At 55.8% G+C, this 23,887-nt stretch carries 17 protein-coding genes and 1 pseudogene; 14 read left to right on the top strand and 4 right to left on the bottom strand.

The window, feature by feature from the left end; genetic code table 11:
• Positions 1-713: 713 nt before the first annotated feature.
• Positions 714-962 carry a hypothetical protein gene (locus JOD69_RS15180; RefSeq protein WP_139841196.1) on the bottom strand — a complete coding sequence of 83 codons (249 nt, stop codon included), beginning with the start codon at positions 960-962 and terminating at the stop codon, positions 714-716.
• Positions 963-1,093: 131 nt separating this feature from the next.
• Here JOD69_RS15180 and JOD69_RS15175 point away from each other — a divergent pair, with 131 nt between their 5' ends.
• On the top strand, positions 1,094-1,594 hold the full coding sequence (locus JOD69_RS15175; RefSeq protein WP_086135715.1) for a hypothetical protein: 501 nt from the start codon (positions 1,094-1,096) through the stop codon (positions 1,592-1,594).
• Between the two features lie 422 nt (positions 1,595-2,016).
• Here the strand turns inward: JOD69_RS15175 and JOD69_RS15170 are convergent, their stop codons facing one another.
• Positions 2,017-2,313, bottom strand: a complete 297-nt coding sequence (locus JOD69_RS15170; RefSeq protein ID WP_086135714.1) for a helix-turn-helix transcriptional regulator — start codon at positions 2,311-2,313, stop codon at positions 2,017-2,019.
• Between the two features lie 90 nt (positions 2,314-2,403).
• On the opposite strand from JOD69_RS15170, the gene JOD69_RS15165 reads away from it, so the two are divergent.
• The 7 genes and pseudogenes from JOD69_RS15165 to JOD69_RS15135 all read left to right on the top strand — a co-directional run bounded on the left by JOD69_RS15165 (position 2,404) and on the right by JOD69_RS15135 (position 7,165).
• Complete coding sequence (locus tag JOD69_RS15165; RefSeq protein ID WP_077730240.1) at positions 2,404-2,616, top strand: hypothetical protein; 213 nt, start codon at positions 2,404-2,406, stop codon at positions 2,614-2,616.
• Between the two features lie 22 nt (positions 2,617-2,638).
• A complete protein-coding gene (locus JOD69_RS15160) occupies positions 2,639-2,890 on the top strand; it encodes a hypothetical protein (RefSeq protein ID WP_077730239.1) in 252 nt (83 codons plus the stop codon).
• 16 nt (positions 2,891-2,906) lie between these two features.
• Positions 2,907-3,095 (top strand): hypothetical protein, encoded by a 189-nt coding sequence (locus JOD69_RS15155; RefSeq protein ID WP_077730238.1) that lies wholly within the window; start codon positions 2,907-2,909, stop codon positions 3,093-3,095.
• Positions 3,096-3,538: 443 nt separating this feature from the next.
• Positions 3,539-4,180 (top strand): hypothetical protein, encoded by a 642-nt coding sequence (locus JOD69_RS15150; RefSeq protein ID WP_077730237.1) that lies wholly within the window; start codon positions 3,539-3,541, stop codon positions 4,178-4,180.
• Positions 4,181-4,288: 108 nt separating this feature from the next.
• The gene (locus tag JOD69_RS15145; RefSeq protein ID WP_139841195.1) at positions 4,289-4,585 is read left to right on the top strand and encodes a hypothetical protein; all 297 of its coding nucleotides are present in this window, start codon (positions 4,289-4,291) and stop codon (positions 4,583-4,585) included.
• A 66-nt stretch (positions 4,586-4,651) separates the two neighbouring features.
• Positions 4,652-5,779, top strand: a pseudogene (locus tag JOD69_RS15140) (IS3 family transposase).
• 225 nt (positions 5,780-6,004) lie between these two features.
• On the top strand, positions 6,005-7,165 hold the full coding sequence (locus JOD69_RS15135; protein ID WP_086135713.1) for an acyltransferase: 1,161 nt from the start codon (positions 6,005-6,007) through the stop codon (positions 7,163-7,165).
• 17 nt (positions 7,166-7,182) lie between these two features.
• Here JOD69_RS15135 and JOD69_RS15130 read toward each other — a convergent pair whose 3' ends face one another.
• Positions 7,183-7,785 carry a PAS domain-containing protein gene (locus JOD69_RS15130; RefSeq protein WP_168183917.1) on the bottom strand — a complete coding sequence of 201 codons (603 nt, stop codon included), beginning with the start codon at positions 7,783-7,785 and terminating at the stop codon, positions 7,183-7,185.
• A gap of 207 nt (positions 7,786-7,992) precedes the next feature.
• Positions 7,993-8,328, bottom strand: coding sequence for a hypothetical protein (locus tag JOD69_RS15125; protein ID WP_086135711.1), 336 nt, complete (start codon positions 8,326-8,328; stop codon positions 7,993-7,995).
• Between the two features lie 548 nt (positions 8,329-8,876).
• Here JOD69_RS15125 and JOD69_RS15120 point away from each other — a divergent pair.
• The 6 genes from JOD69_RS15120 (at position 8,877) to JOD69_RS15095 (ending at position 23,845) form a co-directional block, all read left to right on the top strand.
• Positions 8,877-9,875, top strand: coding sequence for a hypothetical protein (locus JOD69_RS15120; protein ID WP_077730233.1), 999 nt, complete (start codon positions 8,877-8,879; stop codon positions 9,873-9,875).
• Positions 9,875-12,361, top strand: coding sequence for a DUF6603 domain-containing protein (locus JOD69_RS15115; RefSeq protein ID WP_077730232.1), 2,487 nt, complete (start codon positions 9,875-9,877; stop codon positions 12,359-12,361). Before JOD69_RS15120 ends, JOD69_RS15115 begins: the two co-directional genes overlap by 1 nt.
• Positions 12,362-12,364: 3 nt before the next feature.
• On the top strand, positions 12,365-15,637 hold the full coding sequence (locus JOD69_RS15110) for a hypothetical protein (RefSeq protein ID WP_086134731.1): 3,273 nt from the start codon (positions 12,365-12,367) through the stop codon (positions 15,635-15,637).
• A gap of 98 nt (positions 15,638-15,735) precedes the next feature.
• Complete coding sequence (locus tag JOD69_RS15105; protein ID WP_086134730.1) at positions 15,736-20,703, top strand: hypothetical protein; 4,968 nt, start codon at positions 15,736-15,738, stop codon at positions 20,701-20,703.
• 8 nt (positions 20,704-20,711) lie between these two features.
• Positions 20,712-22,718, top strand: coding sequence for a hypothetical protein (locus JOD69_RS15100; RefSeq protein ID WP_077730229.1), 2,007 nt, complete (start codon positions 20,712-20,714; stop codon positions 22,716-22,718).
• 50 nt (positions 22,719-22,768) lie between these two features.
• On the top strand, positions 22,769-23,845 hold the full coding sequence (locus tag JOD69_RS15095) for a hypothetical protein (protein ID WP_139841111.1): 1,077 nt from the start codon (positions 22,769-22,771) through the stop codon (positions 23,843-23,845).
• The last annotated feature ends 42 nt before the right edge of the window (positions 23,846-23,887 follow it).

Here is a 23,887-nt window from a genome sequence, read left to right as displayed (position 1 = left end):
TGCCGCTTCGCACTGCGCTTCACTGCCGTATTGCGTCAGAAACTCGGCCAACGACAAACCCTTTTGAAATTGCACCCGGTTCATAGGCATGGGACTCCCCTCTTGTGATAGATGCCCATAGTCTAAGGACCCTAGCGGCTCACTATGTGAGCCTGTACTGAACTTCGTCGCTAATCAGGAAGGACTTTGTGGGAAGGGGCGTCCTGGCGCTCCAATCGCAAACGGTCATCCCAGGAGCGCTGGGATGACCCTTCCAATCGCAAACGGCCTGGCCGGGAGCGCCGGCCAGGCCCTTCCCAGGACGGCCGTTTGCGATTGGGAAGGGATTGCCGACCTACATATCGGGCTCCCTGATACCGGATCGGAAAATTCTCTAGGCGCGAGCGCATCATAAGACGACAGGGCGGTAGTTTTGAGCTTGGTTCGCTTTTACCCCTTTGCCGCTGGAAGACTTTACCGAGCAGAGTGAAGCTTTCCGAAAGGCCGTAATGCCGCCTCCAATCCTTTTTCTATCTATTCGTAAGTTCTGGCTTACACGATTTTCAGCCTTTTCCGACTCAAACCTGGCTTTTTTGAGTCGCGAAGTCACTAGACTTATCTGCTGGGATTATTCGAAACGACGTTTAAACATGGGTTACCGTCGCCGATATCGTCGCAAACGCTCACGGTCAGGGGGAGTGTTGAGTGACACGACTCACATTGCAAACCGTTTGTCATGAAAAGGTGCAGTGCTCTTTGGCCTTGTACTGTTTGTGATGTTCTATTGGTTGCTGCCGGCGTGGATGAATCATCTCCTTGAAAGCCGTCGCAGCAGCATGTTTTTCCCTGCGGTTGAGGCGATCTTCACTCGGCGGATTCATTGGCTTCAATGGTTGGGCATCGCCTTTGCCTTGATCTGCGGTTTTTTCGCCGTTAGCAACTATTTGTCCGCCGGTCGCCTGAGCCCTAAAGGTGAGCGCCATGTGAGTTTATTTAGTCGGCTCTTGGCCAGGTTCCTGGATTGATCGACGTGAATTGGGTCAATCTTATTCATTCTTCCAACCTAATTTGGCACCGCCGCAGGCGGATCATCAACAACTTTTCGGAGATTTAGATGCGCATGTTGCTATTGATCGCAATCCTGGCCGGCGTCAGCTGGTATTACTTCATCGGCGGGCGCAAGATCTCGGACGATCAGGTCAGGGCCTTCTACCAAATGCAGACTCACGCGACGTTGAGCCGCAATCCAGAAGCGCTCTGCAATTTATTGGATAACGACTTTGAGAGTCGCGGCATATCAGTCGTTTACGGTCAACGAACAGAGGTCACGCAGAACAAAGAGGAAACCTGCGCAGCCTACAAACAGATGTACCAGGGGATAGCTGACATCGGAGCGCGCCTAGGCGGTATAGCCACGCTCGGCTACGAGCATCACATTGATGAAGTCGAGGTCTCGTCGAATCGGAAATCCGCCATTGCGTCCGTTCACTTCGCCCTCACAGTCGCCGGCTCCGTCATGCAATATCGCGGGCACTCCAAAGATACGCTGATCCGCCGAGCCGGTCGCGTTCTCCTCCTGCGCAGTGAAGAGAAATCGAGCATCGGCAATGGCTAGCCGGCATCCAACAATTGGTTCGTAGGACAACGTCGGAAACAGCGGACGAATCTCACTTTTCCTTTCGAGTTAGAGGCTGTTTTCTATTCACCCGATGTTGGCCGAACTCTCGAACAATCTCTTATCTTTTCCGTTTTCTCAAATTCAGCCAGGACAAACCCGAAACGGACAGCAAAAGAGTGAGAGCTAGAGAAACGTCTTAAAAATTGCTTACTGGTACGAACAGGGGGAGGATCGACGCGACACTGTTTCCGAAACGTTATGAGAAGCTCCGTAAGCATCCCTTGATTCTTACGTAGTCCATAGCTAACAGAAATCGATGGCTTCCCGGCGAGTTACATTATCGACACGGAACTGTACGGGGATTTGGGTGAAGTTGATGTCCCCAAAAATACGCCGGTCGGCTATTGTCCTCCCTCTCGTCAGCGCTTCTCCGGCGGTGGCTCGGCCACTTTCAAATATCTCTGCGATTCCTTGATTTCGGGGCTGATTTGCCCGGCATCGGGCAGGACCTTTCCCGTACAAAGCCAATAACCGTACTGTGGCCATTCGTTGGAAATCGCCTCGATATGCCAGGCGTAAACCTTCTGCTTTTTGTGTTCCAAATTGCTGAGCTGGTTCGTTCCTATTCCTGTCTTCTGGGCGAATTCGTCCCTCGTCAGGCCTAATGTCTTCCGTAGCTGCTTAATTCGGTCGTTCGCGGCAAATTCGTCAAGCATAGATCTCATACTTGTACTATTTACCGTAATGTATAAAATACATGTTCAAATAGCATGTTATTTCCCAATGTAACGCAATGAGGGGACATTATGGACGAACAGGCCATCCGTCAAGTTCTGTTGCTGCCGCACGTGCAGGTGATGCACCGGGAGAAGTTCGCGGAACTGGTGGGGGTATCGCCGGGTGTGGTGGAGGGGTGGGTCGATCGGGGTCAGGTGGACAGCATCGTCATCGGCAAGCATCGGTTGATCAACATGGTCAAGCTCACCCTGCGCTGCCTCGAGCAGGAGGCGTATTTCTAGCCAAGCCACAGGGAAAGCACCGATGTCTATCTATCAAACCAAGATGCCCCTCGGCGATCTCCACGCTGCCTGTCAGTCGATTGTGACCCGGCTGGTCGACTATGTCCGCCGCGGCGGCAGTGTCGAGCTCGGCTATTTGATGTACCGGAATCAGCTTCAAGGCTTTCTCCTCTTCACTGCCGGAACTGCGGGAGAGTCGATCGTCAAACATGCGCAAAACGCCCTGGACGCCGAGTACCGGCGCTTGACAAGCCGGCGCAATCCGGGCGAATAGTCCCTCTACCCAGAAGATGAAAACATCCGACAACCACGCCGGCGAACGCCCGATGAGCCTCCCCCGTTTCTCAAGGTTTCTGGCCCGAACCGAGACCCACATCGTTCTCGCCGCCCTCCTGCTCACCGCTGCCTGCATCGGCATCGGCGGCTTGATCGTCGATCGACTGGTGGCGCTTCGCCTCTTCACCGGGACGGGTGGTTAGATTCAGTCACGTGGGGCAGGCAAGGGCCCACTGGCGTTGCAATGCGGGCGCCGCACGCCCGGCAACGAATGCCTGATATCCCTTTTCTTATCGGTTCATTGCTTCGGCACGAAGAGCGATTTTCGACAAAGTCAATGCACTTTCTTTTATTCCGATATCCGGACGAAATACGAGGAACCGGTAGAGTTCGAGCGCTGTTGGTTTTAGCTAACAGTACAAGATCCCATATAAATCATCGACATGAATAACTTAAAGCGTATAGCCGTTGGGCTGCCCCAACAGTGAAATCCGAAGCTCTTCGGTTCAGCAACCCTGATAAGCATCTGATTTTTCATGGTTATTCATGTTTGGCACGGTTTATTCAATACATCGGTCATGGATATGCAAACCGGCAGATCCAGATAAAACGAATTCAATAAACAAAACAAAAAGGACACAGTTCCATGATCAAGAAAACCGCTTTTTCCCTTTCCAGCCTCGTTGCAGCCGCATGTCTGGCTACCGCAGTGAATGCCGAGACCAATAACGCCTATCCCGGCGCCAATGGCAAACCGTTTCAAGCTTTGCAGGGGCAGGTAAACGATTTGCAGAGCCAGCTGGACCAGGTGAAAGCCTCCCTGCAAGCGCAAATCGACGAGGCAAGTGCCAAGATAGTCATGCTGAGCCAAACAGCCAGTGAACACGAAACCGAGCTGAGCACGCTGAATACTCAACTTAACCTGTTACAAAACCAGTTGGCCACTCTGGAACAGACCAAGCAGGACCGTATCAACGGCGCTTGCGAAGAAGGCTATGCCATCCAGGAGATTCTGTCGGACGGAACCACAATCTGCGCTCGCGACGGCGGCAACGGTTTCAAGTTCGTGAAAGAGACCTTTAACGTCCTGCCCGGCGTATACCTCAATGAGGTCCTGAAATGCCCTGCCTCTCACCCGGTCGTTACAGGCGGCGGCTACTACGAAGGCGGCACGGTCAGCGCCGTTGCCAGCAGGCCCACGCCGGAAGGGGACGGTTGGACGGTGTTCTACAGCGCTGTCGTTCCGGGGGACATTTTGATGATTCATGCAATTTGTACGGTTCAATGAACCATGAATTGATCGCTCCCCGTTTAAAGGCCGGCTTTCAGACTGTGTGAAAAGTCTGCGATGGTCCTTTCAAGAAACGCCCCGCTCAAAAGGCGGGGCGTTTTCATTTTGCACGCGCATAAACGCGAACTCCCGCGGAACGGCGCCCTCCGCGAATGGGTTCGAAAACGATTTGATCAGTCGGGGGATAATCCATGGCTGGAAATGCTGGACCACTGCGTTCTGGAGCTCGATGATGCCTGGAGAGGCACGCCGATCCCGATCAGCCAGGTGCGGGACTGGGTGTACGAATACGGCGGCGAGTCCCGCTACCGGGTGGTGGGGCGGATAACTCTGTCCACGGTCCACGGGGCGAAAAACAATTGGGCTTGGCGGATGTGGATAGAGGTGGCCTCAGAAATTTGAACAGTCGGTTAAGTGGATAAACTGCTCCCTAACGGCGTGGGCAACACCGATGACTTGGAGCGATTTATGAGCAAACGACCTCGCCGAAACCACTCACCGACCTTCAAGGCCAAGGTAGCATTAGCCGCGTTGAAGGGAGAGAAGACCCTGGCCGAGTTAGCCCAGGAGTTCGACGTCCATCCCAATCAGATCAGTGACTGGAGAAACCAGCTTTTGGAGCGGGCCGCCAGCGTGTTTGGCGGCGACGCCAAGACCGAACCGACTATAGACCTCAAGGCCCTGCACGCCAAGATCGGCCAGCAGGCGTTAGAGATTGATTTTTTAGCCGGCTTAGCTCAAACGCCGGAAAGCTGAGCGCAAAAGATGATCAATCAGACCCATGACCTACCAGTGACTCGTCAGACCGAACTGCTGGGCATCAGTCGGGGAAGCCTTTACTACGTGCCCCGGCCTCCGGCGGACTCTGATCCGAAGCTCATGGGCCAGATCGACGAATTGCATCTGGAACATCCCTTCATGAGCGCCCGATTGCTCCGGGATATGCTGAACCGGGAGGGCTTCCAGGTCGGACGCCAGGATGTCTCCACGCTGATGGAACGCATGGGCATCGAGCCCCTCTACCGGCGTCCGAGGACGAGCCGGAAGCATCCCGCCCAGCCGGTCTACCCGTATCTGCTGCGCGGACTGACCATCGACCGAGCGAATTTCGTGTGGGCTCTGGATATCACGTACGTGCCAATGGCTAAGGGCTTCGTCTACTTGTGCGTCGTGCTCGACTGGGCCAGCCGCAAGGTCCTGGCCTATCGGCTGTCGATCGCCATGGATGCCGGCTTCTGCGTTGAAGCCCTGGAGGAAGCCTTCCGCCGTTATGGCTGTCCGGACATCGTCAATACTGATCAAGGTGCCCAGTTCACTAGCGCGGCGTTCATCGAAGCGCTGACGAGCCGGGGCATTCGGATCAGCCTGGATGGCAAGGACGCCTGGCGCGACAACGTCTTCGTCGAGCGTCTCTAGCGCACCGTGAAATACGAGGAGGTTTACCTTAAGGCGTATGATTCGGTCTGCTACGCTGGCGAATCTATCGGGCGATACCTGGACTTCTACAACACCCGACGACCCCATTCGAGTCTGGACGGCAGAACCCCGAATGAGGTTTACTTCAACCCTCTAACGGCCCTTCCCAAGGCCTCGTAACCCCAGGAAGTAGCGGCAGCAGTTTTGCCATCGGGCGTTATTGGAAACTGCCAATCGTCCTTTGCGTGTATGAAGCCGCCATCGATCGGAATGTCGTCAGTGGCAATTAGATGGGGGAAGGAGACGTTCAACGCCTTGGGAACAATGTGTGGGTGACCAGGCTAAAATCAGTAAACTGTCAAAGTATTGTCTTGGTATAAACCAGCTTGCGAGGAGTATCGCTCGATGAGGTATTGCTTTGTAAACAGTCCGGGAGGGAATGAAAGCATCGATATTGCACGTGGGCTGGGTATGTTTCTCGTAATCTATGGTCACGTTTTGCAAATTTTATTCCATAAACGAATGGATGGCGGTTTTTCGCAGATCGCCTTTGCGCAGTGGCAGGCGATATACAGTTTTCATATGCCATTGTTTTTCATGATTTCGGGAATGATAGCGAATCAGTTTTCCGGAAAATCCTGGAAACAGGTGGCAGACCGATCCATTTATCTGATTCTGATAGCCTATATTGTGGATGTGATTGGCACTTCTTTCACCGTCATCCACCAAGGCGCGTCGGCAATTTCCAAGTCTAAGGTCGAAGACTATCTGATTAAGCACATAGCATTGGCGGAGTCATTCAGCACGATTACCGTATGGTTTCTCGTCGCAATTGCAGTTGTCCGCTTGGCCTCATACTCAATACTCAGATACACGGGAATTGTTCGGTGGTTCATCGTTGCTATTTTGATCGTTAGTTTTGTGTTTTCCTATGAGGGCCCTAACGCATTCCACATAAGGGCTGTGGCCCCCGGCGTCGTTTTTTTCATGATCGGTCGCTACCTCGCGTTATGTTCGATCAGTATCTATATCTATGCGGCACTGTCTCCTGTTCTTCTTGCGATCTCGCTGTGGCTTGCCCATTACAACGGGGGATGCACCTTTGGATGGCAATCCTCTTGTGAAAACCCGGAATTGCCAGGCCATTTTGCAGTACTGATGATCTTTGGACTATATGGGAATTTGCCATTGTTTTTCCTGACAGCCACTATGGGTAGTCTGGCCGTAATTGGGCTTGCCAACTTGCTTGTAAATACCAAGCTGTCCCCAATACTCGGTTTCATGGGAAGGAATTCCCTGGGTCTGTTAATCATAAATGGGTTTTATCTTGCCTTCGTCAATCCGCTTCTGAGAAACGTGATCGATATCGACGACACCATTATCTTTTATGTTGTACTAGGAAGTCTGGCGATGCTTGCGCATATCATTACTTTGCTGTTAATGAAACCCGTGCTTTCTTGTATTGAAAGTGTTGCGCAACGAATCGCTCAATTCTCTGTTGGAATCCTTTGGCTAGCTTTGGCTCGGTTTCGAGTGGATACTCGGCATGCTGGAACCGGTACATGATTTACCTGAGTGGCTTTTTAGAGAAGCGGCTGGTCGTGCAGATTCAAAGGCGGAGTGGAAGTCATCACCAGACTGACGAGTTCGGCCTGTCGGCCGGTTCCGGTTTTGTCAAATATCCGTTGCAGATGGGTACGTGCAGTTGTCAGACTCACGCCGATTTGTCTGGCTGCGTGGGCAAGCCCAGTTCCAGATAAGATTGAATCCAAAACGCGGGTTTCAGCGGGAGTCAAACCATAAATGCGCGCGATGAGATTGGATCGCGATTCTTGAACGGACTCGGGGTCGCAGACGAAAACCGCGCAGCAAGCGCGGGATTCCAGGTCCAGAAAGAACTGGTTTCCGGCGGGGAGAGGAAGAACGGTGGCAAGCAACGGCCGCCCTTGTTCGCGGTCGATTTTGATCTCAGCCCCGGCATCGGGTTTCCGTGCCACCACCTCGAGTATCGCCTTTTTCAGTTCACGGTTTGAGCGCGATTCTCGGCTCATAACGGTACCCTTGATCGTGGTCAAGCAGGTACCAGAAGCCAGCAGTTTTTCGGCGGCCGCGTTGGCGAAAACGATACGTTGATTTCTGTCCAGCAAAAGAACGGCAATCGCCGTGTGCGTTAAGATCGCTTCCATCGCGGACCTCTGATGTTGCAACGAATCAATCTGCATACCGACCCGCATGGCGCGCATCAGATGTGGCGCTAACCTGGCCAACAGAGCCCGCTCGTGATCGGTGGCGTCGCCGGCACCATCCGCACGAACCAAAGTCAAAGGACAGTAAACGTCATCCTGACGATGCAGCACCACGGTGACTGGGCAGCACAATCCCTGAGGACGTGCCTAACCATCATAGAACTCGGTGCGGCGGAACTCCTTGACAGGTACGACATCCCCGTTCGTGACAACGAATCCTGGCTGCATTTGCGGTGCAATTTCGAACAAGGGATTCATTGGCAAGTAATATGCGAAGGTTTTCTCCACATGATTCTTGTCAAAGCCAAAATAGACAAGAGGCTTTCCTTCGCGGGTTCGGCAATCCTCGATGGTAAGCCCACCGGCAATGCAATTCGTTAACCTGGCTAGCCGCCGCAGGACCTTTTCCCAAGCGGCGGGCTCCAGCGCTGCTCCCTGAATGAGGTCAAGGACGTCAAGATAATCCGCTTCCGAAACGACCATAACGATTCCCCTATCCGATCGAAGCCTTTGCCCCTCCTCGATTTCATACGCTATCCCCTGTCAAAGTCGTATGTTTTATCGGTGCCGGCGGGCATCTAAGTAGTGCTTTTTTGGACAAATCGCCACTCCGCCGATTGTAATCCTTGCTTAACGGAAAGGACCCCGGTCCGGTCTACATCTGGGCTGGGGAAATCGGTTAGAGCATCTTTCTATTGGGTTGTCATCATCCGTTTGAATGACGACGACGCGAACGCCGCGTTGAACAATCACCATCGCCCACAATTCGGCTTCCAGTCGCGAGCTTATCTTAGCAGGAGGTAAATCGACCTCCGCCTTCACAGAGGGGAGAGCGTGGCTCAACGCATTGGATCCGTATTGTTGCCAAGGATGGCGTTCAGGGCAGGTGTCCGACCGTGTTCAGCTTGCGTCAGCCGCATAGCTTAACGTCAATCCGGGGAAGAATTGAAGCCGATTTGCACCGGTCAGTGTAGGCCGAATTAGGTAAAAATCAGTGCTCAATAATAACGTCAAAGAAAGGGAGACAGAATGTGGCCGATACCGGGAAAAGCACTCTCCAGACAATTCTGGAAAATATCCGCGATGCAGGAGTTAGCTTTGGCCAGCGTTTCACTCCTCCGCAGGCCAACGTACTAGCCGAAGTCCGTAAGCTGCTTGCAGAACTCGGTATTAAGGACCCGGGAGGTTCGGTATCGAGCGCATTAGAAAGTGTCGCAGCTGATTGGAAAAGCATCGCTGATTCGCTTTCGGCAATTAGCCTTGATTTCACCGATCCTGCGGCAGTTATCGCTGGTATCGGCAAGAAGGCGGAAGATATCAAGGAAGCATTTGAAGGGATTCTCAAAGCGCCTGAAACCGCCTTATCCGGTCTCCAAGCGAACGGCGCCGCGCTCCGGGCAGTATTCCCGGAGCGCCTTCTTCATTACATTGTTTACGACTTTATTACCAAGTCGCACGAGAAAGTAGGCGGTGTATTCCTTTTACTCGGCGTGCTGCGCCGAGAGGTCAAGAGCGCTGCCGGCAATTCTGCATTGATTGATAACGCGGAGGTCCGCGTATTCGATCTACCACAACTTGTCCACGCTCTAACACATCCCCGTGAGGCGTTTCTACGGGTGTTTAAATGGGGAAAGGATGATTTCAATGCGCGGCCACTCGTCGACGGTATGGTGCTTCTGCTCGGAACCCTTCGGACAGTCTTTCCAGGTATTTCGATCGGTCCCGACGACGATATCTTTCCTCTTTCTGAAGAAAGTCCATTTGTCAACCGGAACCTGACCGTTGAAGGACTGAAACCCAGCGCTCGGCGTTCTATATCGAATGTGCCAAGTGTCGCTGGCGGAACGACGACGCTTTCTTTCGTCGGCTTGCACAAGCATGGGCTCGGTTTACAAGTTCCCAATCCGGTAAATTTGACTGGCAAGTTTGGTTCACTCGAATTGCCAAAGCTTCCGCCATCAAAACTTTTTGCTTTTACTCCGGGAAACACCCCTGAGACTGATCCACCAAGCTTTAAGGTTCTCCCGTAATGGCGAACGAGAAGTTGAAATTCAACCTAGGCGACGGTTCCGCACAACCCGTGCCGCTGCTCACCATTCCCGGTGGGATAGGGCTTTATCGAACGGATGTTGCACTTGATCTGGAGCTCGAGGTCGCACAAGGTCTCTCCGCGGAGGCTGGCTTCAAGAAGTGCTTCGTTCGACTGGGATCCAACGGCGATTCTTTCCTTGAAGCGCTAGTGCCTGGCCTTCAGGATAGCCAGCCCTTTGATTTGACGGTTCGTTGGGATAGCGAAAAGGGCGTGTCCTTTGCCGGTGGCGGGGCGCTACAGGTGACCCTCCCGATTCGTGCCCAGCGTCCGTTCGTGAAGCTCAATGCCTTGCATCTCATTGCCACTCCACGGCTGCAAGCTGACTCAAAACTCGCCATCGAGTTATCTGCCGATGTCACGGGCTCGTTTCTTGATGTGATCGACACGTCGGTGCAACGCATCGGCATAATGGCGGATTTCTCCGTTTCGGGGGCTGATCCCTTAGGTGCAATACCTTTTGGAACCACAATAGCATTCAAACCGCCGACCGGAGCCGGTCTAAATCTCGATGTCGCAGGGATATTAAATGGCGGCGGGTTTCTATCGATCGACCATGACAAAGGGCTTTATTTCGGAACGATCTCGGTTGAGCTTTTAGGGATAGGTGTAACGGCCAACGTTCTTATCAATACTCGGCCCAGCTTTTCTCTTTTGGCAATTCTTAGCGCGGACTTCAGGCCCGTAGGTTTGGATATTGGGTTTGGCTTTACCATCAACGCGGTCGGCGGACTGTTGGGCCTGAATCGGAGCGCCGATCTGGCTGCATTAAAGGACGGCGTGCGTACCAACGCGATCGCCAGCATTATGTTCCCGCCGAACCCGGTGGCTGATGCTCCTCGAATCTTCAGCGATCTTTCCCGTTTCTTTCCAGTGCTCGAAAACCAGTTCGTCGTGGGGCCGATGATCGAAATGGGCTGGGGAAAACCCACCGGCATGATGACATTGTCGCTCGGTCTCATCATCCAGGTGCCCGATCCGAAGTTCGCCATTCTCGGGATCCTGAAGGTACTTGTCCCGCCGGGCATCGATGCAGCCCCGCTCCGCATCCAGGTCAACTTTGCGGGCAGCATCGATTTTGCTGCGCGATTCCTCCGTTTCGACTCGAGTCTCTTTGACTCCCGCCTGCTTACGTTCGCGCTCGACGGCGACATGGCGGCTCGCCTGCGCTGGGGAGCCAACGCCAATTTTGCGGTGACCGTAGGAGGGTTTAGCCCGAAGTACGTACCGGCCTCCGATCTGGACATCGCTGGGACACGGCGGGTCTCGATCAATCTCTTGCCCACTTCGGACAATCCTCGGCTTCGGATCGAGTCTTACTATGCCGTCACCAGTAATACCTTACAGCACGGCGCCCGCATCGAAATATATGCCGCCGCAGCGGGCTTCGGGATCAGGGGTTTCCTGGGCTATGACGTGCTCGTACAGCTTTCACCGCTTTACTTTGACGCCTCTTTTGGCGGGGCGGTCGCGGTCATGGCGTTCGGCGAGGACATAATGAGCGTCGGTCTCGACGTGCGGCTGCAGGGGCCGGTCCGTTGGCAGGTGGATGGTGAAGCGAAATTCAGGTATCTGCTCATAAAGCACAACGTTCCGGTTCATGAAACCTTCGGTGGCGGCGAAGCGCCCGCCGTGCCGGATGTGATGGTCGAGGAACGATTCCGCGAGCAGGGAAGAAACCCGAAAAACTGGAGCGCAACCTGGCCGGGGCAAGGCCAGCTTGTTGTCCAATTGGTGCCCAGGCTTTCAATCGCCGAAAATGAAACCCTAGCCCATCCCTCGGCGACCCTTGAATTCAATCAACATACGCTGCCCTTGAACGAAACCTTGCAGCGTTTCGGCGCGGCCGTGCCAGCCGGCGCACGGTTCTTCGACATCATCGGCATGAAGACGAAGCACGGCAGTCTTCCCGCGTTGGAGGTTCTGCCGCTGAAAAGCGAGTTCGCCCCGGCGCAATTCTTCGAGCTGAGCAACGACGAAAAGATCTCGGCACCCGCGTTCCGAAGCTTCAAGAGTGGGGTGCGGGCGGATGGGGCCGCATTGGTCGAGTTCACAAAAGCCGTGCGGCGCGATCTCGTATACGAAGCCCACGTCATCGACCCCGTTGCTGAAGACGCTCCGCAGTCGCTCGCAAAATTACTGCTGTTCAACGTCCGGGCTTCGGAAGCGGCCAATCTCCTCCGCGGTGCCGCAATCGCACGATCCAGCATTTACAAGGATCGCGTTGCCAGCCTGCCGACGGGTGCCGAGGTGAAGAGGGTAACCCCAGGTTACTGTGTGGTCGACAAGGCGACCTTGACGCCGATTGCGGGCATAGGGGTCCTGGATAACCACGTCACGGCAAAACGCGCTCACGCGGATGCCGTGGCATTGAATCCCAGCCTTGCTGGCAAGCTCCTGGTTATCTCCGAGAATGAATTGGTGTAGGCCATGGTAGAGTCTTTAGCCCATTACACGTTCTTGCCCTTCTACCGCACCGGATTGGCGTCCGCCGTCGATCGCGGGACCGATGGTCGAGGCGAACTGGAAGTAAGCATTCAGGCAAAGATCGGTTCCAACGAGGAGTCTTTCTCCCGAACCATCAGGCTTATAGGGCCGGGCGATCTTCGCGGCATCGATCCACGGGCGATCATCCGGGTGGAGCCTCGTCCTCTCACCAACGATTTCGAACCCAATTACCTGGCGGCCATTGAGTTCTTTGACGAGGACTTTCCCTGGCGGTATTCGCCGCAAGCGCCCGCGGGGGACAGGCTGCTGCCATGGGTCGCGCTGATCGTTCTGGAAGAGGGCGAATTTGAAGGGCCTAAGGATCAGGGCCCGGAGCTACCGCCATTCATCTCCATTCAAAAGGAGCATGCTGCCAAATTGCCGCCGCCCGACCAACTCTGGGCCTGGGCTCACACCCATTTGAATTCCATTTCCGCCTCCTCTGCGAATCCCCGTGCGACTGCCGCTGCGCTGACCGGAAATCCGGCGCTGGGATGCTCCCGGCTACTTGCACCTCGCAGGTTGCAACCGAACAAGGCCTATTGGGCTTTTCTGGTACCGACTTTCGAAACAGGGCGCCGTGCCGGCCTGGTGCCCCAGGCGATTCAGCCCAACCGGCCCTTTGCGTGGGACCGGGCGAGTTCCACGACACTGCCGGTCTATTTTCACTGGCAGTTTCGGACCGGCACGGAGGGGGATTTCGAGGCGTTGGCGGCACGCCTGAAGGCGAAGGCTCCCGACAAGACCGTAGGACGGCGCCCAATGGATCTCTCGCGGCCGCTACCTGGTATGCCCGAAAAAGGAAAAGGATCCATACCTAAGATTCTGAACATCCCGCCACAAAAGTCCGGAGTACCTGAACCTGCCAGGCCCGTTCTCGACCTGGAAGGTGCGTTGCAGATCCCTGGCGCCAAGCCGAGCGCGGACTTTTGGGAGGCGCAAAGCAAGGCCGACTTTCAGAGCTGGCTGGCGGACTTCATCAATCTGGGCGAAGTGTGGACCATCAATACCCAAAATCGGCTGAGCGGCGCTCCGGAGCTCCCCAGCGGCATCAAGCTTCCCATCGTTTTGCCGCCAAGCTATGGTCGCTGGCAAGCGAATATCGAAGCACTAGAACCCGCCCAGGCCGAAGACCGCTGGTTAGAACAGATCAACCTGGACCCGAGCAACCGCGTGGCGGCGGCTTTCGGCACACAGGTGGTCCAGAAAAACCAGGAGGACTTCATGGCTCGTGCCTGGAGGCAGTACGGCGAACTTTTCGAGGCTAACCGCTTCCGCTTTCGCGCGCAATTCTTTCGCGAGTTGCTGACCTCTGTCGAGTTGAAGCATTTCACTGCACTTTCGGAAGCCAACCTGTTGGCGACCACCGCTTTCGTTCACCCCAAGGTGCTGGCCGAGACGGGGGAACGCCGCACGGTCTTCGGCGTCATCGATGCCAGCATCCTTCCGCAGGCCGCGGTGCAAACGACCATGCGCCGCATTTTGCGAGCCAATGGTCCGATCACCAAGCGGTTCGGAGGGGCGAAAGGTGGCCTCAAGCCGGTCCTTGAGGCGCTGGCCGCCGGGCGCGCCAGCCTTGCCCCGCCGTTGAACCAGCCGGAGGATCGTCTGACTCTTGCGACCTGGGGAGACAGGCATCGGGTTCCCGGAGAAATCGGTTGGTTGTGCGGCCTCTGGAAAAGGCTGCCGCCGTTCATCAGAAACTTCCTGGAGCAGTTGTTGATCCTGGTCGAGAAGCTTCCCGCTATAGGCATCATCGCCCGCTTTTTACTGGACAGCCTGGCCGTATGCCACAGCAAGCCCGCGCTGTCGGCGGAAGGCTTAACGCCCCAGGCAGTCGAAGAAGCGCAGGTGGCGGGTGGATGGGTGCCGCTGGCTAATCCGGGCGAGACGCCGCAGGTTCGGATCGAAGACCGCGCCCCTGCGCCTGAAAACCCGATTTTCTCCTCGGCGGCCTGGAATTTCCGTCAGGCCGCCTTGAATGCCACGGAATGGCTCACGCTGCCCATACCCGAGCCGAAGCCCCGCCCAATGCTCGATGTGGCAAGTACGGCCGCTACCCTCCGAAAATCACTCATTCCATATATCACCGTACCTGAGCGGGTCCGTCTGTTCTTCATGCTGCCGCCATGGGTGAAACTACCATCCTACGATCCTCTTGAAGCCATTATGGCGTATCCAAGTTTTGACGATGCCACCTATGCGTTTCTCAGAAAGCTTTCCGAGGAGCACCTGGTTCCGAACCTTTCGAAAATCGAAAACAACACCGTGACCCTGCTCGAGACCAACTGGCGCTTCATCGAAAGCTTCCTGGTAGGCCTCAATCACGAAATGGGGCGTGAACTCCTCTGGCGCGGCTATCCCACCGATCGGCGAGGGAGCTATTTCCGCCAGTTCTGGGATGTGGCGGGTATTCCCCGTGCCCATGACAGCCAGGGACGCATCGTCGAAATGTTCCGCGACATACACCCTATCCATGGCTGGAAATCCGAAGGGAAGTTAACCGAACTGGGCGGTAACCGCCCCATTGGCAAAAAAGTCACCAGCAACCTCGTTCTGGTGATTCGAGGCGACCTGTTGCGGCGTTATCCGAATACCGAAGTCTTCGCGGTGAAGGCGGTTCCGAATCCGAAACCGCGTCCGAAGGACGATGGTTTTGAACACCTAAACCGCAAGCCGGGCAATGATCTTAACGAGCCGACTAATTCGCAGAGGCAGAACCCTGTTTTTGGGCCAGTTCAATTGGCCGCCGACATATTCGGTTATGGATTCAACCTTGAGAAGGGCGAAGTTATCGGAGTAGATGCTGGAGAAGGTGAGCGAGTGAATCTGGGCTGGTATTTCGTGTTGCGGGAACGCTTCGCGGAACCGCGGTTTGGTTTGGATGAGCCTAAATCGCCTCCGAAACAAGATGCGGATCTCGCGAAAATCGTCGACGACAAGGGCCGCCCAAGCAAAAAAGCCCGCGATCTGAGCTGGGCTTCTCTGGTGAAGACCTTAAAAGAGTATGCGGATCTGGCTGCCATTGATCTGGACCGCAACAAGCCTAATTTGGATCACAGCAAGGTGGCAGATATCTTGGACATCGATAATCCTCCGACATCTGCCACCTGGAATAAAGATGCTGCGGACATGGCGATGATTCTCTTGCAAAGCCCGGTCAGCGTTTATTTTCACGCCAGCAAAATGCTGCAGGGAATTGAAGACGGCCCGTAGCCCATGAGACTGAGAATAGACATGACATCAAATGATCGACGAGGACGATATATGAGCTGCCCGACCTCTGCTTCCTGTGACCGTAGAGGACTAAGCCCGTGTCTATAGCCTCTCTGGACCTCTTTCGAACCCGGGTTGCCAAACTCCGCGATCGGCATTTGGCGTTGCGGCAAGAACTCGAACGGAACTTCCAGTCCTTTGCCATCGCCAATGAAGAGTCCGATCGGGCCATCAAACCGTTACGGGAGAAAATCGAAGCGGCTCGTGGAGAGGAAAAGGCCGTCATAGATCAGTATGTCGACCCTCGCGTCTTCATGGATGATTTGAAAGGGGAGATTCCCATATTGCTGTTCCCTTTGCGCGTGCAAACACGATTTTCGGACGCACCGCAGGGTGGAAGTCTGCGAATTCGGGTTTACCCCGACGATATCTCGGTGCAGTCCCACGAATCCAGGCTGACGGAGAATGAAAAAGCGGTCGGGGATCTGTTTTGGTCTAGCCCAAAAAACAAAATCGATTCCGAAACACGCATTCAGGTCGAAATCTGGCGAGGTATGGTTGGACGTTTCGGGATGAGGCGTGCCGCCTGGATCAGGCAGGCAACGGACCCGACAGCCCCAAAGGGTCCGGAATTGATCAACGCGCCCGTGCGGATTCCCGCGGTTTGGACTCTTCCCGAGCGCTTGGTGTTTCGGTTGTACGGTCCGGGGGATCGTCTTCTCATGCCGGAGATCCTCGGCGGTCCCATCCCGGATGGCCTAGAAATGGGGTTTGATCCCACCCGGTCGAACATGGGATTTATCAATGAGAAGCATGAGGACTTCGAATATCCGCCGGAACTCCTCTGGCAGGCGGATTTTTCCGAGGCGGAAAAGGTGGGCATGGGGATATCGATACCCCTGAGCAAACTTGGAGACGTGCGGAAGATCGAGCGGCTCGTGGTATTGGGTGTTCGCCTTTCGTCGGATGAGAAAGCTTCTAAGGAGTTGCTGGAAAAACTGATCGAGGACCACCTCTATTCTGATGGATTCTCCCTGGTGCCCCAAGGGACACCTACGAATATCACCGAGGACAACGATATTCGCTCAGAGCCGGGCCCTGACGATGTCCTTAACTGGTTGCAAGAGGGCGGGGAATTTCGGGGCAAAGACCTGAAGGATAGAAAGTACGAAGATGAAGCGGACGGCCTCCGCCTAGCCCACGCTCTCGGGATCGCACCCGAAGCCCTGCGTTATGTCCGCCATGCCGGCTGCGAAGACGGCCGGGAATCCATTTCGATGAAGCGGGCGCTGTGGGCCGGAACCTTTGGCTACTATCTCCAGCAAATGCTCGCGCCGCTTTTCGAGAGCCCGGAAGAGGTGCGGCGTGATCGGAATCGAGGGGAACGCCTGCTGCTGGCGACCCGTTTCTTCTTCACACACTTCGTGTTCGGAAGGGGGCCATTGCCGGCAATCCGGGTGGGCGATCAGCCCTACGGCGTTCTGCCCGTGTCCGGCGATATGCTGCAGGCGGCCGAGGATCGAGTGCCGGAATGGAATGAATCATTTATCGACGAATTTACCGGGGTCCTTCAGCAGAAGCTTATCCTTCTGTCGAAAGCATGGATGGAGCTTGTTCCGAAGCTCCCGGTCGCCGGCGCAAGCAAGGACCCCGGCGATGACGCGGATGCCCGTTTGATCAGCATCTTGGGACTACAACCGGCGTCGGGGGAGTATCGCAGCGAACGCCTTGTGGGTCCGGAATACCTCCGGAATTACCTGGACTTCCGGAATGAACGCAAGAGGGAAGCGGCGCTGGGCGCGTTGGAAGGACTGCGGCAAACCCGGTTTGCCCGCTTCAGGGACAAGTTCCCATCCTTGTTCGAAGCACAGTCCAGGATCTTCGACCTTACATTTTACGGAGCCGCTTGGACACAAATCCTGGCGGGTGCGGAGGCCGGTGCAAACGGATTGAGTCGGACGTTAGTGCCGCCGCTGTCCGGCGACGTGATAGACAATCTGCCGTTGTCCGAATCACGCGTGATCGACAGTGGATGTCCGAATTACATCAAATTGCTGGCGGAACTCCCTTTGGCGGAGATTCGCAAGGGTATTCAGCGCGCCGGAGAGAACGGCAAAATCGAGCCCGTCTCCGCGCTGCTTTACATGCTTCTTCGCCACAGTTACCTGTACGAGTATGCGTTTGGGGCGATGCGATTGCATCACCATCTGAACGGGACGCCCTGGAGCGAGTTTCGTGAGAAAGAGCTTTATAACCTGTATTTTATTTTTGACCGCACCTATTGGGATTTACTCGAAACCGAGGTTAACCTGCCTCAGGTGGCGGCTGTCGCTTTGCCCAATCCCACCGCACTGCAAGTCCTACAAGGCCGGGAGAGATATCGGCGTGAGCTTGGCAACAACTGGAGCCAGATTTTCGGGGACGTTGACGAGTTGCATCGTGCCCTCGTCCATCTTCAGGACCTTCCCACGGCACGGTTGGAGCGGCTCTTCGCCGAACATGTCGATCTCGCCGGCTATCGGCTCGATGCTTGGCTGACGGGCTGGGTCTATCAGCGTCTGATGGCCTTTCGCGCGTGGAGCGAAGATGCCCGTGGAGACCGCATTCATCCTCTTTATCCCGAAGATACCGAGCAGACGCTCCATGTCTTCCCCCGCACCGCGGCGGCGCAGATCCTGCGGTACGATTTGAATCACCGGCCGATTGAGAAATACTCGGAAGGCATTTATATCGGTGCCTTTGGCTGGGTCGAGCATATCGAAGCGGATCCAACACCCACGCCGGCCGACGATTTACCGACGGAACTTCTGCCAAAGAACGGTGGCCCGGTCACTCGCGATCCGGCGAATGTCGGCTTGATTCATGCGCCTTCGCTCAATCAGGCCGTGACTGCGGCTCTGTTGCGGAGCGCCAGTGTAAGCCAACCGGACAAAACGGCGTTCAATATCGATCTGTCTTCCGCCCGCGTCCGTGAGGCACTCTGGATTATCGACGGGGTGCGCAACGGGCAGGCCCCCGCCGCGTTGCTGGGCTACAAGTTCGAGCGTGGTTTGCGGGAACGGAAACCGGCCCTCCAGCAATATCTTCCCCACCTTCGGCAGGCATTCCCGATGCCCCATAGAGAAGAAACGGATACCGCTGGGGCCGAATCCATTCCCGCCAAAGATGTAGTCAATGGGCTTCGGATCATTCAAGCCCGCCGGGACAAAACGCCAGGCAAACAACTGGACGATTTCATCACCAGTTTCATGCAGGATCGGAATGACCGGCTCATCATCGAGGAACTCGCCGACGGTCTGATCGACGCATTGGATGCCTGCGCCGACCTCATGCTTGCGGAAAGCGCCCATCAGGCCGCTCAAGGCAACTATGAGCGCGCTGGCGGTGCGGTCACCGCCAGCGGGGAATTCACCCATGTTCCCGCCGAGTTTGAGGTCATCGATACACCGCGCAGCGGTACCTCCATCACCCATCGCGTGCTGCTCGCCTTTAATGAAGAATCCTCCGCTACTCCGGCAAAGACGGCACGCGCACGCCTTCAAGTCCAGATAAATGCTTGGCTGGGTGCCATTCTGGGCCCCCTGGACAAGATCGTGTGCGGTTTGACCTATATCTTCCGGAAGAACAATACCGGCGGCCGGGTGAATTACACCATCACCCTCGATCAACTCGGGCTCGAACCCATCGATCTCATCTACGTTTTCGACCGGGCCCTTATCAGCGAACTGGCCGGCCATTTGAACGCCGCCATGCGATCAAATTTTGATGCGCAGCACCCGAGCACGCAGATCGAGGGCGTCGAAGTCCAGTTTTTTGCCACTGGAAACTCCGGCACGCGCCCCGTAGGGGAATTTCTGCCTCTGCTAGGACAACTGCGCAAGCTGTTGACCAGCGGACGCCCGGCAACGCAACGCGATCTGGTCCCTCCCAAGGATTTGCATGGGCGGGATCAGGAAAAGATAGATGCAATCGATCGCGATGAACTCGTCCAGCGAGTGCTTGGTGTCACGGCCGCGGCGCCGGGCATGCGTGCAGCGGACAGCCTGTGGGGTGGCTTCGAGGCGGCGATGAAGGCTTTGGACTCCATCGGCGGTTTGAATGCAGACGGCATCCGGGACCGGTTACTTGCGGCAGCGCAATTCGGTATTCCGGAAGCCGCGCCCGACATCGCTGCCGAGCCCGCGCAGCTTCTCGAAATGCTCAAGACCCAAGCGATCCGGGTCAAAGACATCATGCAATCGCGCCTTGACGAGGCGAACGAAAAGTTGAAAGTCCGGCTGTCCCCGGAAGAGAAAGATGTGACGCCGACACCGGTCCCGAAGGGCGAAATCCTGACGTTGTGCCGGGAGGTCACTGGCATCCTGCTTGGAACAGCGTTCCCCGTCATGCCGCGAATCGCTCCGCCTGCGGGCTTCTCCGGTGCTCGCCTATCTCCCTCCCCGCCTAAGCCGGAGCACGTCGACGATTGGCTTTTCCTGGCATCGAACGTGCGCGAAAACGCCATGCAACTTCAACATGCCCGCGTCCTCGCAGAGACCACCGCGGGCGGCCTCCCACCGCTGCAGGTATTCCAGTGGCCGGCGGCATACCCAAGTTGGGTCGCCGACCCGCTGCCCGTCAAAGGGATGCCCGTTCACGATTTCATTTCCATCGTGATGCAACCGGCGAAAGCCTTCGAAGCGGGCAAGCCGATGTCAGGCCTAGTGATCGACGAATGGCACGAGCTGATTCCGAACGAGAACGAGACCACAGGCATCAGCTTCCACTACGACGCCCCCAATGCCGAACCCCCACAGACTCTGCTGCTAGCCGTATCGGAACGCCGACGGGACCAACATGGCCAATGGTCATGGGACGAACTCGTGCGGTGCATTGACCAGTCGTTTGCCTTGGCGAAGCTGCGTGCCGTCGGACCGGACGAACTTCGCCAAACGCCCCTGGATACCGTCCTGCCGGCCACCGTCGCGGCTGAGGCAGCAACGCCCGCCACAATCGCGACCAGCTTTCTCGCCAATGCCTCTGTGCGGATGGCCGCGGCCTACTCGGAAGCCTGGAAGAAAACATAGGTAAGCCCATGATTAACCATGACGTTTCGCGCTTCCAGGAACGCGCCAACATCAGCGACCGCATAAACAAGGGTTTGTCGGTGCTTTTTCGCATCCCGACCGCGACCTTGTGGAACCGCCTAGAGGGGCGCCCGCGTTCCGAAGATCTCGGCCAGGCTTTACGGGCCGAGGTGCGGGATCCTCTTTGGATGCTGGCTCGGCAATGGCAACTTGGAGAGTTCAAGGGCGAAGATGCCGGAACGCCGATACGGGCGAAGCTGTTCGCAGAAACGACCTCATTGGCAAGCTTGACCCTGGGAGGCAAGCCACCCGAAGCCTACGATGCGAAGAAACCTCTGGAGTTCGTCGTCGAGCGTCAAAGGTTCGAGCCGGATTTGATGATGAGCTTATTCATCGGGCAGGCTTGGCTCCGGAAGCTGGAGCAGAAAGCAGGTGCGGCGGCCGGTGCCTTAATCGCGAGTTTCAAGACGTCCGAGGCTTACGGTATCCGCGCGCCTGTGCAGCCCCCCGAAGATGCCGATACGTCCACGGTCTGGATCGCTCCTTCGAGTCAAACAGAGGAACCGCCGTCCAAGACGCAACAGAAAGACCTCGAGTTCTTGACACTACTGACTCATCGCCGTGAGCTTGAAACCCGGCTTGCGGCGGCTGGGCGGGGTATTGATGGGGGAAAGCTCCTTGTCGACATCTCAAAGGCGTTAGGCGATGGAACGTTACCTTCAGCCCAGTTCGTCGCCCAGGGTGTGGCCGTGCCGTACTCGCTGGCAAAAAAAGTGGATACCCTGGCGAGCGATTTCAAAAAAGAATGGTACGACAAACTCTTCCTTCCCCCCTCTGGCGATGAGAATGCGTGGGTACCGGAGCATCTCGAGCACAACTTTTCACTAGGAGTATCGAACGGAGACGGAGCCGGAACCGAAACCCGACTCGTTGCCGACCAATACCCCGGTGGACATCTTGACTGGTATTCCTTTGACGTTGCCGGCCGCGAAAAAAGCACCATCGCCAATGCGCCGGGGCCGACGAAACGGACGAAGTCATTCGTGCCGACGCCTTTGCGTTTCCCGGGCATGCCCAACGTTCGCTGGTGGGAATTCGAGGATAACCGGGTGGGCTTTGGGCTGACTACTGCTGCGAAGACCGATTTAGTCAAGCTCTTGCTTGCGGAATTCGGGCTGGTTTTTTCCAACGACTGGTTCATCCTGCCGTTTCGGGCGGACGTTGGGACGCTGACCGACACCAAGGGTATCGTCGTCACCGATAACTTCGGCATCAATACCCTGATTGAACCAACGGCAAAGCGCCATGCCGATGCTGGGCTTGCCGGACAATGGGGGATGTGGACCCTAACCAAGCGTGATGCCCCTCGGGCGGTGGACACACGGTTGTTTCTGGCGCCCGCGGTGGCGCGTTCACTCGAGTCGAAACCCATCGAGGAGGTCGTATTCCTTCGGGATGAGATGGCCAACCTCGTGTGGGCCGTCGAGGCCATCATTCCCGATCCTCTGGGGGGCGGACGCGATGCGCAAGAAGCGGGCAAACTCTTGCGCGAGGCCATCGTTCAAGCCTATCCGGAAGAGCCGAAAGGCGCTGACTGGAAAGATGTGCTCTTGCGCTATCAGCTCATGGGTAGCGTTCCGGAGAACTGGATTCCGTTGGTATCGGTGCGGCTGCAGGGCCAAAGCGCTTCGACGGCGTTTCTACAGGGAGCCATGCCGCGCGTGCCGCCGCTCAAACCGCCTGACGACGCCACAGACCTACAGAAACTTGCCCATAAAGTGGTCCTGCCCCGCGGCACCATCTTGGCCAGCGATCCGGTCAACCATCCAAACGTAATCCATGAGGAAGAACTGCTGCGCGGTGGCAGCTTGGTCCGAAGGACTTTTCAGCAGGTGCGCTGGCATGACGGTGGGACTTTCGCTTGGGTTGGCCGCAAGAAGAAAAACGGACGCGGAGAAGGAGCTAGCGGCCTTTCCTTTGACCAAGTAATACAACAAGTAACTCAAAACGATTAAGCCGATAACTGATTATATATTTAACTCTATACGTTTGAATGGAGGTTGCGATGGCCTTTAGTTTGCAGGGGGCGGTAGGCCTCAACAATGACGGTAGTTTTGCTAAAAATCTCGCGCAGGACCAACAACAGGTTGCCGAGCTGCTGATGATGATTCCTTTACCAGCTGGCGGCCTTAAGACCAGTGCAGGCTCCGCCGTCGAGATTCCGACCCCCTTTATGGCAGGTACCATCTCGGCTGAACTGTTAGGTGCGATCCAAACCTTCCAGACCGTTCAGAATGCATCGTTGAACGTTGATCTTCGGGTGGAACCCAATAGCCCAACCTTTCAGCTACTCGTTCAGCTTGCAACGCAACCACCGATCCCCACCAATCTCCTGGCAAACATCGTTCTTAGCCCAATTGATCAAGTTCTCGAAGAAGCTCCCCCAGCACCGGTTATGGGCCTGCCAACTATCGTCTATAAGCCTGCTAATACCGAACAGCTGGTGTTCGATAATGGTGCGGTGCGAGTAACCATGTCCTTTAGCGGCCTGCTCAGCGGTGCATGGGGGCCTAGCTTTGGCCTGGCTTGTGCTGCAAACCCTTCATTATTGGCGCTCGATCAGGCAGTAAAATCCGGGAGCGCACGACGGATCGGAGCGACAGCGCTTGACCAGGCATGTAACGAGCTTCGCGCTCAGACACGGCTCGCAGCCAATGGACTATTCGCCTCGGTAGCTATGAGTGCTGACATTCAAGGAACGTTTAAAGTGAGCGGCAGCCTCGGTGATAATTGGAGGCAGTTGTCACTTGGCTTTGTCTTTCCGAATACCGTCGTTGCGACCGGATCTATCACCGTTTCCGAGACCATACCATTGCCAACAATAGGCGGTAACGTCAAATTCGATGGAACGATGGCATGCACTATAACCGCGATGTTCAGGGACCAAATTCCTATGGATCAAGCTAGTCTCTTGGCAAGCCTCGCTGTAGTTCTCATTGCCGGTAGGGTTGTGCTTGTTCCTCTTGCCGCTTGGATTGCTGAGGCCGCGACAATTGCAGGCGCCCGAGAACTCGTTCGGAGAACAGCGTTAGGTCTTGTCAAGGAATATGTTTTGTTAGGACCTAGTCCTACTCTTCCTTAGGGAATCTCTGTATAAAAATTCAATTGATCAACAGGACTCCCG

The sequence above is a fragment of the Methylocaldum sp. RMAD-M genome (genome assembly GCF_017832375.1).
Lineage (GTDB): Bacteria > Pseudomonadota > Gammaproteobacteria > Methylococcales > Methylococcaceae > Methylocaldum.
This window is presented reverse-complemented; position numbering and strand designations above follow the sequence as displayed.

Bases quoted from the DNA above. Each gene is read 5' to 3' on its own strand.
- JOD69_RS15110 (WP_086134731.1), top strand. From the start codon at position 12,365: ATGGTAGAGTCTTTAGCCCATTACACGTTCTTGCCCTTCTACCGCACC.
- JOD69_RS15160 (WP_077730239.1), top strand. From the start codon at position 2,639: ATGTCTATCTATCAAACCAAGATGCCCCTCGGCGATCTCCACGCTGCC.
- JOD69_RS15155 (WP_077730238.1), top strand. From the start codon at position 2,907: ATGAAAACATCCGACAACCACGCCGGCGAACGCCCGATGAGCCTCCCC.
- JOD69_RS15100 (WP_077730229.1), top strand. From the start codon at position 20,712: ATGATTAACCATGACGTTTCGCGCTTCCAGGAACGCGCCAACATCAGC.
- JOD69_RS15135 (WP_086135713.1), top strand. From the start codon at position 6,005: ATGAGGTATTGCTTTGTAAACAGTCCGGGAGGGAATGAAAGCATCGAT.
- JOD69_RS15125 (WP_086135711.1), bottom strand. From the start codon at position 8,328: ATGGTCGTTTCGGAAGCGGATTATCTTGACGTCCTTGACCTCATTCAG.
- JOD69_RS15115 (WP_077730232.1), top strand. From the start codon at position 9,875: ATGGCGAACGAGAAGTTGAAATTCAACCTAGGCGACGGTTCCGCACAA.
- JOD69_RS15175 (WP_086135715.1), top strand. From the start codon at position 1,094: ATGCGCATGTTGCTATTGATCGCAATCCTGGCCGGCGTCAGCTGGTAT.
- JOD69_RS15130 (WP_168183917.1), bottom strand. From the start codon at position 7,785: ATGGAAGCGATCTTAACGCACACGGCGATTGCCGTTCTTTTGCTGGAC.
- JOD69_RS15150 (WP_077730237.1), top strand. From the start codon at position 3,539: ATGATCAAGAAAACCGCTTTTTCCCTTTCCAGCCTCGTTGCAGCCGCA.
- JOD69_RS15180 (WP_139841196.1), bottom strand. From the start codon at position 962: ATGGCGCTCACCTTTAGGGCTCAGGCGACCGGCGGACAAATAGTTGCT.
- JOD69_RS15170 (WP_086135714.1), bottom strand. From the start codon at position 2,313: ATGCTTGACGAATTTGCCGCGAACGACCGAATTAAGCAGCTACGGAAG.
- JOD69_RS15165 (WP_077730240.1), top strand. From the start codon at position 2,404: ATGGACGAACAGGCCATCCGTCAAGTTCTGTTGCTGCCGCACGTGCAG.
- JOD69_RS15095 (WP_139841111.1), top strand. From the start codon at position 22,769: ATGGCCTTTAGTTTGCAGGGGGCGGTAGGCCTCAACAATGACGGTAGT.